Origin of the sequence: Allobosea sp. ASV33 (assembly GCF_016428755.1) — a bacterium.
Classification (GTDB): domain Bacteria; phylum Pseudomonadota; class Alphaproteobacteria; order Rhizobiales; family Beijerinckiaceae; genus Allobosea.
This window is the reverse complement of sequence record NZ_JAELTI010000127.1, coordinates 1-12813: the sequence shown is the minus strand read 5'-3', so window position 1 is coordinate 12813 and position 12813 is coordinate 1. Positions and strand designations below refer to the sequence as shown.

General features: G+C 66.4%; 14 protein-coding genes. 5 read left to right on the top strand and 9 right to left on the bottom strand.

Annotated features, from left to right (window positions below):
- A partial coding sequence (locus tag JHD80_RS24670; protein ID WP_210339992.1) for a hypothetical protein occupies positions 1–440 on the top strand: 440 nt, incomplete at its 5' end.
- A gap of 14 nt (positions 441–454) precedes the next feature.
- Here JHD80_RS24670 and JHD80_RS24665 read toward each other — a convergent pair.
- The 4 genes from JHD80_RS24665 to JHD80_RS24650 all read right to left on the bottom strand — a co-directional run bounded on the left by JHD80_RS24665 (position 455) and on the right by JHD80_RS24650 (position 4987).
- Positions 455–1297, bottom strand: a complete 843-nt coding sequence (locus JHD80_RS24665) for a CDP-alcohol phosphatidyltransferase family protein (RefSeq protein WP_199092798.1) — start codon at positions 1295–1297, stop codon at positions 455–457.
- A gap of 236 nt (positions 1298–1533) precedes the next feature.
- Positions 1534–2235 carry a phosphatidylserine decarboxylase gene (locus tag JHD80_RS24660; protein WP_199092796.1) on the bottom strand — a complete coding sequence of 234 codons (702 nt, stop codon included), beginning with the start codon at positions 2233–2235 and terminating at the stop codon, positions 1534–1536.
- Positions 2236–2395: 160 nt separating this feature from the next.
- Positions 2396–2887 (bottom strand): hypothetical protein, encoded by a 492-nt coding sequence (locus JHD80_RS24655; RefSeq protein WP_199092794.1) that lies wholly within the window; start codon positions 2885–2887, stop codon positions 2396–2398.
- A gap of 189 nt (positions 2888–3076) precedes the next feature.
- The gene (locus tag JHD80_RS24650; protein ID WP_199092792.1) at positions 3077–4987 is read right to left on the bottom strand and encodes an ABCB family ABC transporter ATP-binding protein/permease; all 1911 of its coding nucleotides are present in this window, start codon (positions 4985–4987) and stop codon (positions 3077–3079) included.
- Between the two features lie 176 nt (positions 4988–5163).
- Here JHD80_RS24650 and JHD80_RS24645 point away from each other — a divergent pair, with 176 nt between their 5' ends.
- Complete coding sequence (locus tag JHD80_RS24645; protein WP_199092790.1) at positions 5164–5502, top strand: hypothetical protein; 339 nt, start codon at positions 5164–5166, stop codon at positions 5500–5502.
- Positions 5503–5627: 125 nt separating this feature from the next.
- Here the strand turns inward: JHD80_RS24645 and cimA are convergent, their stop codons facing one another.
- Positions 5628–7226 (bottom strand): citramalate synthase, encoded by a 1599-nt coding sequence (gene cimA, locus JHD80_RS24640; protein ID WP_199092787.1) that lies wholly within the window; start codon positions 7224–7226, stop codon positions 5628–5630.
- 103 nt (positions 7227–7329) lie between these two features.
- A complete protein-coding gene (gene cysS, locus JHD80_RS24635; RefSeq protein WP_199092785.1) occupies positions 7330–8880 on the bottom strand; it encodes a cysteine--tRNA ligase in 1551 nt (516 codons plus the stop codon).
- 330 nt (positions 8881–9210) lie between these two features.
- On the opposite strand from cysS, the gene JHD80_RS24630 reads away from it, so the two are divergent.
- The gene (locus JHD80_RS24630) at positions 9211–9540 is read left to right on the top strand and encodes a hypothetical protein (protein ID WP_199092783.1); all 330 of its coding nucleotides are present in this window, start codon (positions 9211–9213) and stop codon (positions 9538–9540) included.
- 197 nt (positions 9541–9737) lie between these two features.
- Here the strand turns inward: JHD80_RS24630 and JHD80_RS24625 are convergent, their stop codons facing one another.
- On the bottom strand, positions 9738–10253 hold the full coding sequence (locus JHD80_RS24625; RefSeq protein ID WP_465246555.1) for a CreA family protein: 516 nt from the start codon (positions 10251–10253) through the stop codon (positions 9738–9740).
- Positions 10254–10278: 25 nt separating this feature from the next.
- Here JHD80_RS24625 and JHD80_RS24620 point away from each other — a divergent pair, with 25 nt between their 5' ends.
- On the top strand, positions 10279–10926 hold the full coding sequence (locus tag JHD80_RS24620; RefSeq protein ID WP_199092779.1) for a GNAT family N-acetyltransferase: 648 nt from the start codon (positions 10279–10281) through the stop codon (positions 10924–10926).
- Here JHD80_RS24620 and JHD80_RS24615 read toward each other — a convergent pair.
- Complete coding sequence (locus JHD80_RS24615) at positions 10907–11440, bottom strand: hypothetical protein (RefSeq protein WP_199092777.1); 534 nt, start codon at positions 11438–11440, stop codon at positions 10907–10909. The genes JHD80_RS24620 and JHD80_RS24615 overlap by 20 nt on opposite strands.
- 93 nt (positions 11441–11533) lie before the next feature.
- Positions 11534–12544 (bottom strand): fumarylacetoacetate hydrolase family protein, encoded by a 1011-nt coding sequence (locus JHD80_RS24610; protein ID WP_199092775.1) that lies wholly within the window; start codon positions 12542–12544, stop codon positions 11534–11536.
- Between the two features lie 62 nt (positions 12545–12606).
- Between JHD80_RS24610 and JHD80_RS24605 the strand changes: the two genes are divergently transcribed.
- Positions 12607–12813 (top strand): twin-arginine translocation signal domain-containing protein (locus JHD80_RS24605; RefSeq protein WP_199092773.1); only part of this gene is annotated, 207 nt, incomplete at its 3' end.

Sequence of the window (12813 nt, the reverse complement as noted above, 5' to 3'; positions counted from 1 at the left end):
GTCCTACCGTTCGGCGCTCCTACCCTGTTGCCGCCGACCTACCGGAGTTTTCCCTCATGGCCCGCACGCGCAAATCGACGGGCTCCGCCCTCGCGACCGGGGCGGAGGCGCAGGTTCTCGCGGCCCGCCTGATGTCCATGCAGGCGGATGCCGGCCTGACCATCGCGATGCGGATGCCGCTCCTGATGAAGGGCGCCTTCGGCGACAGCCGCGGCCAGCGCGAGGCGACCAAGGCCGTGGCGGAAAAGGTCTCTGCCGTGCTCGAGAGCAGCTTCGCCGCGACGCAGGCGACGGCGGCATTCTGGTGGGGGCTTGCGCTCAACCCGCTCGGGCAGGTCGACCTGGCGAAGGCGGCGGTCAGGGCCGCCGACAGCACGCTGGAGCCGTTCGCGCGGCGCACGCGCGCCAATGCGGCCCGGCTCAGCGGCTCCCGCCGCTAAGCGTCAGCTTACGATCAGACCTGGTTGTCGGACGCGGCTTCCGCCGCGGGCGCCGGCGCTGCCAGCGCATGCGCGCGCTCCAGCTTGCGGTAACGCGCGACGCTGACCGGAATCAGCGCGAGATAGGCGAGCACGACGACCGTCAGCACCTCGAAGGTGTAGGCGAAGAGCAGGCCCGCGACGATCACCACCGCGACGAAGATCGGCAGCACCTGCGTGCGCGGAATGCGCGTGCCAAGCGTCTTGCCGGCATAGCAGGGGATGCGCGAGATCGTCAGGAAGGCGATGAACAGGATGTAGATGCCGACGGGAAGCGCGCCGTATTCCTGCACGGGCACGCCGATGATGTGGAGATAGACCGGCAGCATGGCGGTGATCGCCCCGGCCGGGGCCGGCATGCCGACGAAGAAGTTCTTCTGCCAGTCCGGCCGGTCGGGATCGTCGATCATCACGTTGAAGCGCGCGAGCCGGAGCGCCATGGCGCAGGCCAGCGTCAGCACAATGATCCAGCCGACCGATTTCAGGTCGTGCAGGACGAAAATCCACAGGACATAGCCGGTGGCGACGCCGAAATTGACGAAATCGGAGAGCGAATCGAGCTCGGCCCCGAAGCGCGAGGTGCCCTTGAGCAGACGCGCCAGACGGCCGTCGACGCCGTCCAGCGCCGCCGCGATCAGGATGCAGATCGTCGCCGTCTCGAGCTTGCCTTCGACGATAAGGCGCATCGCGGTGAGTCCGAGGCACAGCGCCAGCAGCGTGATGACGTTCGGGGCCAGCAGCCGGAAGGGGATCGGCTTGAAGCGGGCGCGCTTCGATTCGGCGCGCTCGGGCTCGAAGGGAGGAAACAGGTCGCTCATGTCAGCCGGAATACGCGGTTTCGCGATGAGAGGCTAGGCGCCGACGCGTGTCATCCCGCACGCGCTGCGGCATGGGAATGCTGCTGCGCTGATGCGGGATCGTCATCGGGATGGGGCGTTCTTCTCGGCGCCGTCGGTAGGGCGCCCTTTCAGTGGGGCGGTCCCGTGTCTGCGCAGCGGCATTACATGCCGCAGCGCGCACGGGATGACACCGCCTCTCAGGCGCCCTTCAACCCTCAGATGTCGCGGAAGCTGCGGGCGACCGGCTCGTTGCCGGTGAGGTCGGCCAGCACGGTCTCGCCGGCGATCGCGGTCTGGCCCTCGCCGACCAGCGGCACGACATGCGAAGGCAGATAGACGTCGACGCGCGAGCCGAAGCGGATCAGGCCGAAGCGCTCGCCGGTGCCCAGCACGTCGCCTTCCTTGACGAAAGGCACGATGCGGCGTGCGATCAGGCCGGCGATCTGGACGACGCCGACGATGCCGGACTTGGTCTCGATCGCCAGCGCGTTGCGCTCGTTGTCGTCGCTCGCCTTGTCGAGCTCGGCATTGAGGAAGAGGCCGGGCGTATAGGCGATCTTGGCGATGCGGCCGGGCACGGGCGCGCGGTTCACATGGCAGTCGAAGACGTTCATGAAGATCGAGATGCGCGTCATCGGCTCGGCCGGCAGCTCCAGCTCCGGCGGCGGCAGCGACTGCGCGATCTGGCTGATGCGGCCATCGGCCGGCGAAATCACCAGCCCTTCCCGTTGCGGCGTGATTCGGACGGGATCGCGGAAGAAGTAGCAGATCCAGATCGTGATGATCGCGCCGATCCAGCCGAAGGGCGACCAGAGATTGGCGAGGATGATCGTCGCCACGAGGCCGATCACGATGAAGACGTAACCCTCCTTGTGGATGGGTACGATCACCTTGCGGACGGAATCGACGAGGGACATGAGGCGGGTTCCGTTGAGCTGTCGGCGCCGGGCGCACGGGAATGGCATGTCGCCGCCTGAAGCCGGCAGCGAGCGTTGCGCTGATTTAGGGGGTTCCGGCGCCAAGGGAAAGCCCCGCCGCGCGCCGGCAGGCGGCGCGCGATGTCGCGGACGCCCCCGGTCAGGCCGCCCGATGCGGAACCTGGACGAAGCGCACCGCCGCACGCCAGGTCAGCAGGGCGAAGACGACGAGGACGATGCCCTGGGCGATCGCGAAGGGCGGCTCGGACTGCGTCGGCGCCAATGCCCGCAGGGCCGGCACCTTTCCGAAGAGCTGGGCGACCAGCACGAAGACCAAGAGGTAGAAAGACAGCACCGCCATGATCGCATAGAGGCGACGCCAGCCCCCTTCCAGCCGCTGCCCGTAGAGCGCGTAGGCCGCGATCATGACCAGCACGATATGGATCGCGCCGACGATATGGGACGGCAACACGCCGCTGACCGGAAAGCCGAAGCCGGTCGCGCTCGTCGCGAAGGCTGTCGAGAGGAATACGCCGGTCCAGCCCGGCCGGGTATGCCCGTGCAATAGCCCCATCGTCACGGGAAACCCGGCGACGATCGCCACGAGGCTCAGCCAGGTGTGAAAACCTACGAATGTGGTCGGATCGAACATGGCAGCCCCCAAAGCTCAGCCTTGCCGAGAGAGCATGCAGGAAACGGACCGTAGTTGCGAGGGGTTTTAAACTGACTGAAAGGGAGGCGACGTGTCCCGACCATCCACGTCTTCGCCTGTCGAGCGTGGCGTTCAAGACGTGGATGCTCGCCACAAGGGCGAGCATGACGGAGTCGCGCGGCCGATGCCCTACGTCAGCGTCACCCGGACGCTCTCGCCCTCGGCCTCGGTCGCGCGCTGGAGCGTGGCCTTGGCTTCGTCGACCTCGCGCTGGCGGTTCCACATCGCAGCATAGACGCCATCGGCAGCGAGCAGGTCGCGATGATGGCCGCGCTCGACGATGACGCCCTTGTCTAGCACGATGATCTCGTCGGCATTGACCACGGTCGAGAGCCGGTGCGCGATGACGAGGGTTGTGCGGCCTTCGCTGACCCGGTCGAGCGCGTCCTGGATCTCCTTCTCGGTGAAGGAATCGAGCGCCGAGGTCGCCTCGTCGAGAACCAGCACCGGCGGCCCCTTCAGGATGGTGCGGGCGATGGCGACGCGCTGCTTCTCGCCGCCGGAGAGCTTCAGGCCGCGCTCGCCGACGGAGGTGGCGTAGCCTTCCGGCAGCAGGCGGATGAAGCGGTCGATCTGGGCGAGGCGCGCGGCCTCCTCGACCTCGGCCTGGGTCGCCTCGGGGCGGCCATAGAGGATGTTGTACTCGATGGTGTCGTTGAACAGCACGGTATCCTGCGGGACCATGCCGATCGCGGCCCTGAGCGAGACCTGCTGGACATCGGCGATCGGCTGGCCGTCGATCAGGATGCGGCCGGCTTGCGGCTCGTAGAAGCGGAAGAGCAGGCGCGAGATCGTCGACTTGCCGGCGCCGGACGGGCCGACGATGGCGACCGTCTGCCCCGGCAGGACCTTGAACGAGACGCCGCGCAGGATCGGCCGCTCCGGCACATAGGCGAAATGCACGTCCTCGAAGGCGACCTCGCCGGCGGAAACCGCCAGGGGCTTCGCGCCGGGCTTGTCCTGGATCTCGGGATCGCGGCCAATCAGCGAAAACATCTGGGCGATGTCGAGCGTCGCCTGCTTGATCTCGCGATAGACCGTGCCCATGAAATTGAGCGGTATGTAAAGCTGGATCAGCATCGCGTTGATCAGGATCAGGTCGCCGACCGTGTTCGTGCCGGCCTGGAAGCCGCGCACCGCCATCACCATCGACAGCGTCAGCCCCACCGCGAAGATCGCGGCCTGGCCGAAATTGAGCCAGGCCAGCGAGCTGTAGGATTTGATCGAGTTGCGCTCGTAGCGCGCCATCGACAGGTCGTAGCGCGCGGTCTCGCGGGCCTCGGCACCGAAATACTTCACCGTCTCGTAATTGAGCAGCGAGTCGATCGCCTTGGCATTGGCGTCGGTATCCGACTCGTTCATCGCCGAGCGGATGGCGATGCGCCACTCCGTCGCCTTGATGGTGTAGGTCATATAGGCCGTGACCATCGCCACCAGCACCACGACATAGCGCCAGTCGAACAGGTACAGCAGCACCGTGATGATCATGATGACCTCGATGATCACCGGCACGAGCTGGTTGAGGCCGAGGCGCACCATCTCCTCGATGCCGTTGCGGCCGCGCTCCAGCACGCGGGTGAGCCCGCCCGTCTTGCGCTCCAGATGGAAGCGCAGCGAGAGATGGTGGAGATGGCCGAAGGTCTGGAGCGCGAGCGTGCGCACCGCATGCATGAAGACCGGCGCAAAGATGGCATCGCGCATCTGGACGAAGGCGGCCGCGCCGACGCGGGCGAGGCCATAAAGCACCGTCAGCGCCAGAGGCGCGCCGACCAGCCAGGGCAGCCATTTCTCCAGGTTCGAATAGGTCCCGGCCAGCGCATCCGTCACCCATTTGAAGGTGAAGGGAACGCCCATCAGCACCAGTCGTCCGCACAGCATCAGCGCGAAGGCCGCGACGACGCGGCCACGCAGATCGGCACGCTCGGCCGGCCAGAGATAGGGCCAGAGCGCCCGGAAGGTGGCGAAGAAGCCGGACCCGGGCTGGATCACGGCAGAGCGTTGAAAGCTCGACGGCGGGGGCGGCGCTGACGGCGCGGACATTTTGAAACGATTCCAGTTGGCGCGTTCATATAGACGCAATCGTGCGCCGTTGCAGGGGAATGTCGTTGCGTGGGGAACATGGCTCGGACTGCCCGAAAGCTGCCTTGCCATCGCCCCATCGCAGGTATCTGATCCCATCCAGAGCGCCCGACGCTCGAGAAGGGGAAGGAAATACCATGAAGGCTCAACAGCTTGTCGCCTCCGGGATCGGCATCGCCGCCGCCATCATCCTCGCGCTGCCGGCCATGGCGCAGGGCTCCCGGCCGCATCCTCAGATCACGATCACCAACCAGCGCGCCGTGCCCTTGAGCAATTTCGCGATCGCGACGCCCGGCGACCAGCCGCGCCTCGTCGCCAAGCTCGCCAAGCCGCTGGCGCCGGGCAAGAGCATCGCGCTGAAGCTCAACAAGCCGCAGGGCTGCGCCTATACCGTGCAGGCGAAATTCGAGGACGAAGCCGAGAGCGACGCCGACATGGACCTGTGCAAGGACCGGGTGATCCGCCTGACGGAGTGATATCCAGAACCGTCATTCTCGGGCGAAGCGAAGTGCAGACCCGAGAATCTTGGGACGATGGAGGCGCTGATGCCTCCTCCTGCAAGAGATGCTCGGGTCAAGCCCGAGCATGACGGCGCAGGGGTTCACGCCGTCGCGCCGGCCTTGACCAACTTGTAGGTGATCGAGTCGACCAGCGCCTGGAACGAGGCGTCGATGATGTTGGCGCTGACGCCAACCGTGGTCCAGCGCTCGCCGGTCTCGTCGCCGGATTCGATCAGCACGCGCGTCACCGCATCCGTGCCGCCCTGGAAGACACGGACCTTGTAATCGACCAGCCTCAGCCCGCCGATCAGCGACTGGTAGCGGCCGAGATCCTTGCGCAGCGCGAGGTCGAGCGCGTTGACCGGTCCGAGCACGCTTTCGGCGACCGAGATCAATACGTCGTCGCCGACCTTCACCTTCACGATCGCCTCGGAGAAGGTGACGAGCTCGCCGAGAGCGTTGTAGCGCCGCTCGACATTGGCGGTGAAGCGCTCGATCTCGAAATAGGCCGGGAGCTCGCCGAGGATGCGCTTCACCAGCAGGAAGAACGAGGCGTCGGCGCCCTCGAAGGCATAGCCTTGCGCCTCCTTGTCCTTGACCTCCTGCAGCACGCGGTTGAGGCGCGGGTCGTCGCGGCCCAGCGTCACGCCGATGCGCTCCAGCTCGGCGACGAGGTTCGACTTGCCGCCCTGGTCGGAAATCAGGACCTTGCGGGTGTTGCCGGTGGCCCCGGGCGCGACATGCTCGTAGGTGCGCGGGTCCTTCAGCACCGCCGAGGCGTGGATGCCGGCCTTGGTGGCGAAGGCCGAGGCGCCGACGAAGGGCGCGTGCCGGTTCGGCGCGCGGTTCAGCATCTCGTCGAGCGCGCGCGAGACATGGCTGAGCTCGGCAAGCTGGGCATCGCTGACGCCGAGCTCGAAGCGGCCGCGATAGCGCTCCTTGAGCTTCAGCGCGCCGATCAGCGTGACGAGATTGGCATTGCCGCAGCGCTCGCCCAGACCATTGAGCGTGCCCTGGATCTGGCGCACGCCGGCCTCGACCGCCGCCAGCGAATTGGCGACGGCGCAGCCGCAATCGTCATGGGCGTGGATGCCGAGATGGTCGCCCGGAACGACTTTCACGACCTCGCGCACGATCGCGCCGACCTCGTCGGGCAGCGTGCCGCCATTGGTGTCGCAGAGCACAACCCAGCGCGCGCCCGCCTCATAGGCCGTGCGGGCGCAGGAGAGCGCATAGTCCGGATTGGCCTTGTAGCCATCGAAAAAATGCTCGCAATCGAGCATCACTTCGCGGCCGGCGGCCTTGGCGGCCTCGACGCTCTCGCGGATGCCGGCGAGGTTCTCCTCCAGCGAGATCTCGAGCGCGACATGGACATGGTAGTCCCAGCTCTTGGCGACGAAAACGATGGCGTCGGCCTTCGCTTCGAGCAGCGCCGCGATGCCGGGATCGTTGGCGGCCGAGCGCCCTGCCCGCTTGGTCATGCCGAAGGCGGCGAATTTCGCCTGCCTGGTCGGCTTCTCCGCGAAGAAGGCGGTATCCAGCGGGTTGGCGCCAGGATAGCCGCCTTCGACATAGTCCACGCCGAGACGGTCGAGCAGGCCTGCGACCGCGCGCTTGTCGTCGAGCGAGAAATCGACGCCGGTTGTCTGGGCGCCGTCGCGCAGCGTCGTGTCGAAGAGATGGACGCGTGCCGCGCTCATCGCTCCCGCCTCAGTTTGAAGCGGACGACGCGCGGCACGACCATGGCCAGCATGACCAGCTTGATGGCGAAGGAGAGCGAGCCCGCCGGGCGGATCTTCGGGCTCATCGCTTCACCTCCCAGGCGGTCGTCGGCTCTCCGGTGGCGGGGTCCTTGCCGTCCTTGAGCGCGATGCCCATCGCGGCGAGCTCGTCGCGGAGGCGATCGGACTCCGCGAAGTTCTTCGCGCGGCGGGCGTCGAGGCGGGCGGCGATCAGGTGCTCGACCTCAGAACCGTCGATGGACAAATCTAAGCCTGCGATGATGGTAGTTCCGCGTGTATCCTTGGTCGGTCTCTTGAAGATCCCAAGAAATGCGGCCGATTGGGCCAGTTTCTCGGCCTCGTCAGCATCATGGCGCGCGCGCTTTGCGATGTTGGAGAGCACAGCGAACGCCTTTGCCGTATTCAGGTCATCAGCAAGCGCTTCCACAAGCTCCAACGGCGGACGAGCCCTCGCTGAATCGAGCGTTCCGTCATCGTTGATGACATTCACCCAACTCGCATCGCGCAGAGCGACAACCCAAGAATCGAGCGTCTTCTCCGCCTCCTCCAGCGCCTTCACCGTCCAGTCGATCGGCTGGCGGTAGTGGGTCTTGAGCATCGCGAGGCGCAGCACTTCGCCCGGCCAGGCGCGGCCGCCGAACACATCCGTCTCCAGCAGCTCGTTGATGGTGACGAAGTTGCCGAGGCTCTTCGACATCTTCTCGCCTTCGACCTGCAGGAAGCCGTTATGCATCCAGATATTGGCCATGAGCGGCTGCCCTTCCGCCCCGCCAAAGGCGCAGCAGGACTGCGTGATCTCGTTCTCGTGGTGCGGGAAGACGAGATCGATGCCGCCGCCGTGGATGTCGAATACGTTCTTCATGGGATCATCGCAGGCGAGACCGCCGCCGAAGGGCGTCAGCAGCTTTGCCATCGACATGGCCGAGCACTCGATATGCCAACCGGGGCGGCCGGGCGTCGCGATGCCGGCCGGCGACGGCCAACCGGGATCGATGCCGTCGCGGCTCGGCTTCCACAGCACGAAATCCATCGCGTCGCGCTTATAGGGCGCGACATCGACGCGGGCGCCGGCCAGCATCTCATCGAGCGAGCGGCGGGCGAGCGTGCCGTATTTCGGCGCCTTGACGAGATGGGCGACCGCCGGAACGTGGAAGAGCACATGCTCCTCGGCGACATAGGCCACACCGCGCGCGATCAGGCGCTCGATGATCGCCTTCATCTCTTCGATATGCTCGGTGGCGCGCGGCTCCGTCGTCGGCCTCAGCGTGCCGAGCGCATCGATATCGGCATGGAACTGCGCCGTCGTCGTCTGCGTGACCTTGGCAATCGCCTCGTTCAGCGGCAGGCCGGGATAATCGCGCGCCGCGCGGGCGTTGATCTTGTCGTCCACGTCCGTGAGGTTGCGGGCATAGGTGACGTGGTCCGCGCCGTAGATATGGCGCAGCAGCCGATAAAGCACGTCGAAGACGATGACCGGGCGGGCATTGCCGATATGGGCGTAGTCGTAGACCGTCGGGCCGCAGACATACATGCGCACGTTCGACGGATCGATCGGCGCGAAGTCCTGCTTCGTCCGCGTCAGCGTGTTGTAGAGCCTCAGGGTCGGCGACATCGGGCTAAATCCTGGAACGAAACGAACGGCGAAATACGAAAGGGCGACCTGGCCGCTGGCCGGGGGCGCTTTTGTCGGTTCGTTTTTCAGGACGAGGACGTGAGCAGCCGGCCAGCGAAAGCTAGCGGCAAATAATGCAAGAGCTGTTGATGGCGGCTCGCGTCATGGTGCGAACTGATTGCCTTTCCGCGGGCTTTCCGTCAAGAGGGCGCCCGATTGCTGCAATGCAGCATTGCCCGAAGGTTGCGCGGTTCATTCAAATTTAACCGCCCGGAACCATTCTCCCGATTCGCGGGTTCTGCGCCCGCTGCCCATCAGGAACCCAAATTCATGCGCCGCGCCGTGGCCTTCGTCGGACTGCTCGGGATCGTCGCCGCCGGCATCTCGCTGTCGATCATGCCGACCAGCCATACGGCCGCCGCCGCGAACGAGCCGCGTACCTTCCTGATCCCGGCCAGCGACGGCTACGGCGTCGCCGACTGCATCTCCTCCAAGGCCGAATGCGGCAAGATCGTCGCCAACGCCTGGTGCGAGTCGCAAGGCTTCGGCAAGGCTGTTGCCTTCGGCGTCGCCAACCGCGAGGATTTCACCGGCTCGGTCACCAAGCCCAGCCCGGCTCAGGCGGCCGAGCAGCCGCTCAGCATCACCTGCGGCCAATAGGCTGCGCGAGGAATCGCGCCGTTATTCCGGGGCTTCGCGTCAGCGAAGCGCCCGGAACCCACAACCGATGCCGCTATGAATTCGAGCGATGGTCCGATCGTGCCCTTCGTGGAAGCCGCACCGGTTCGGGATTCCGGGCTCAGGCCTCTGGCCTGCCCCGGAATGGCGCAGCGGTTCCGTGCAAAATCGCCCGATCTCTAACGAATCCATTCCGAGCATTTCGGCGGTTCGCCGGACGTGCCCCAGGGCATGATCGGCACGGTCGAGGTCGAGTTCTGCGGGGAGCCGTCGATCAGCTTGTCGGTATAGACGAGATAGACCAGCACGTTGCGCTTGGTGTCGCAGCCGCGCACGATCTGCATCTTCTTCCAGACCAGCGAACGGCGCTCGCGGAAGACGACATCGCCCTGCTCCGCCTTCTCCTTGAACTTGATCGGGCCGATCTGGCGGCAGGCGAGCGAGACCTCGGAGACCTCTTCGGCGACGCCGAACATGCCGGAGACGCCGCCCTTCTCGGGCACGGTGTAATGGCAGGCGACGCCCTCGACGATGGGATCGTCGACGCCGTAGACGGCGAGCTTGTCGTTCGGCGTCAGCATCTTCCAGACGGTGGATTTGCGGAAGATCAGGTCTTCCTGCGCCGAGGCCGGCGACAGCGTCATTCCCGAGAGGGTGAGGGCCAAGGCGGCCAGGACCCAACGACGAAGCAGCATTCCCATTCTCCCGGCGCGTTCCAGCTTGGCGCCCGGCAGGATATGGGAAGCGGAGCAGCGGCGCACCAGAGTTCTGCGCCGCACAATCTCATTCCGTGAATTGGCTCGGGACAACGGAAACATGCTGCCGGAATTGGAAAGCGAGCGGCTGCTGCTGCGCCCGCGGTCGCTCGGGGATATCGACGCCATCGCCGGGATGAACACCGATCCGGCGGTGATGAAGCATATCGCCGCGATCGACGATCCCGCGATGAGCCCCGAGGCCGTCGCGGCCCGCAGCTTCAGCCATGTCGAGCGGGGATTGGGCTACTGGTCCGTCTTCGCGAAAGCCAAGCCCGTCGAGTTTCTTGGCTATGTCGGGCTGATCCCGGACGGCGATGCGGCCGAGGACGTCCAGCTGAGCTACCGGTTTACCGTCGCGAGCTGGGGCCAGGGCTATGCGCGCGAGGCGGCCGCGCGCCTGCTGCGGCATGGCTTCGAGGCGCTCGCGCTATCGGCGATCGCCATCACCACGCATCCTCTCAATCTGGCCTCGCTACGCCTCGCCGAGCGGCTGGGCTTTTCGCCCGCGCCGATGGACCCGACGATCCTGATCGGCTACCCCGCCGTGATCGCCACGCGGTTTCGGCTCACGCGCGAGACGTGGCGCGGCCTCAACCCGCCAGCGGCTTGAAGACGAGATAGGCCGCCGCGAGCGCGCCGATGACGCCGAGCGCGAACAGGACGAGCTTCAATCGCGTCATGGTGCTGGCGAAGGCGACATTGCCGCCATCGACCTGCGGATAGCGGTCGAGCATGCGCGCCAGCGCGAAATTCTCCGCGACATCGCAGAGGCCGCCGAGCAGCCAGCCGCCGCCGCAAAGCGCCGCCACCCACCAGGGCTGCCCGCGCATCGCAAGGCCGGCGATGATCAGGGCGCCGACGATCGCATAGGTGAAGGCGCAGGCGACATCGGCCGGCAGCACGCGGTTGCGGTAGCGGGCGCGGGTGTCCTCGCCATAGATCGTGAACAGCTTCTCGACATCGGCGACGCTGTAGCCGTCCCAGTCGCCCTCCAGGATGCGCGGCACGCCCTGCCGGTTCGACCAAAGGCCGACCAGCCAGAACAGCACGACCACCAGCACCGGCCCCCAGACGAAGAAGGCCAGCGGGATGGCGGTCGAATAGAACGGCACGGTCTCGGTCATGGCGTCTCGGTTCTCGCGTCTCGGCTTCGGCCTATAGGCGTGACGTTATCCGGCCGCCCGGCTGCCGCCAAGCCGCAGCAGCCGGGAGATCGATCAGCCGTGCGGCAGGATGTCCTGTTCGATCGCGCCGAAGATCGAATGGCCGGCGGCATCCTTCATCTCGATGCGGACCGTGTCGCCGAAGCGCAGGAAGGGCGTCTTCGGCCCGCCAGCCCGAATCGTCTCGACCATGCGCTGCTCGGCGATGCAGGCATAGCCCTGCCCGCCCTCCGCCACCGGCCGGCCGGGCCCGCCGTCGGCATCGCGATTCGAGACCGTGCCGGCGCCGATGACGGTGCCCGCGGAGAGGCGGCGGGTCGCGGCGGCATGGGCGATCAGCGTGCCGAAATCGAAGGTCATGTCGGTGCCGGCATCGGGTTTGCCGAAGAGCGTGCCGTTGACCAGCGCCAGCAGCGGCAGGCGCAGACGGCCGTCGCGCCAGGCGCCGCCCAGTTCATCCGGCGTCACCGCCACCGGCGAATAGGCCGAGGAGGGCTTCGACTGAACAAAGCCGAAGCCTTTCGCCAATTCGCCGGGAATCCGGTTCCGCAAGCTCACGTCGTTCACGAGCATGACGAGGCGGATGGCCTGAAGCGCCTCCTCGCGGGTCGCGCCCATCGGCACGTCACCAGTCACGACCGCGATCTCGGCCTCGAAATCGATGCCGTCCTCCTCGCTCCGGGCCAGCACGGCCTGGCGCGGGCCGAGCGAGGCGTCGCTGCCGCCCTGGTACATCAGCGGGTCGGTCCAGAAGCTCTCCGGCATGGTGGCGCCGCGCGCTTTCCGGACGAGATCGACATGGTTCACATAGGCCGAGCCGTCCAGCCATTGATAGGCGCGCGGCAGCGGCGCAGCGCAGTCATGCTCGTGGAAGCGGAAGGACGGGACCGAGCCGTGCTCCAGCCCCTCGGCGAGATCGGTGAGGCGCGGGGCGTATCGCTCCCAGTCGTCGAGCGCCGCCTGCAATGTCGGCACGACGGGAAAGGCATCAGTGGCACGGGTGAGGTCGCGCGATACGACGACGAGACGGCCGTCACGGCCATGCGCGAGCGAGGCGAGCTTCATGTCTTTTCTTTCCTTCTCGGACGCGCCAATAAAGGCATAACAAGCCTTCGGGAGGAAACCATATGGAACGTCGCAGCTTTTTGAAATCCGGCGCTCTGGCCGCCGCCGCGACGACGGTCGCGATGCCGGCGGTCGCGCAGTCCCAGCCCGAGGTGAAATGGCGGCTGACGTCGAGCTTCCCGAAGTCGCTCGACACGATCTACGGCACGGCCCAGCAATTCTCGAAATACGTCTCCGAGGCGACCGACGGCAAGTTCGAGATCCAGGTC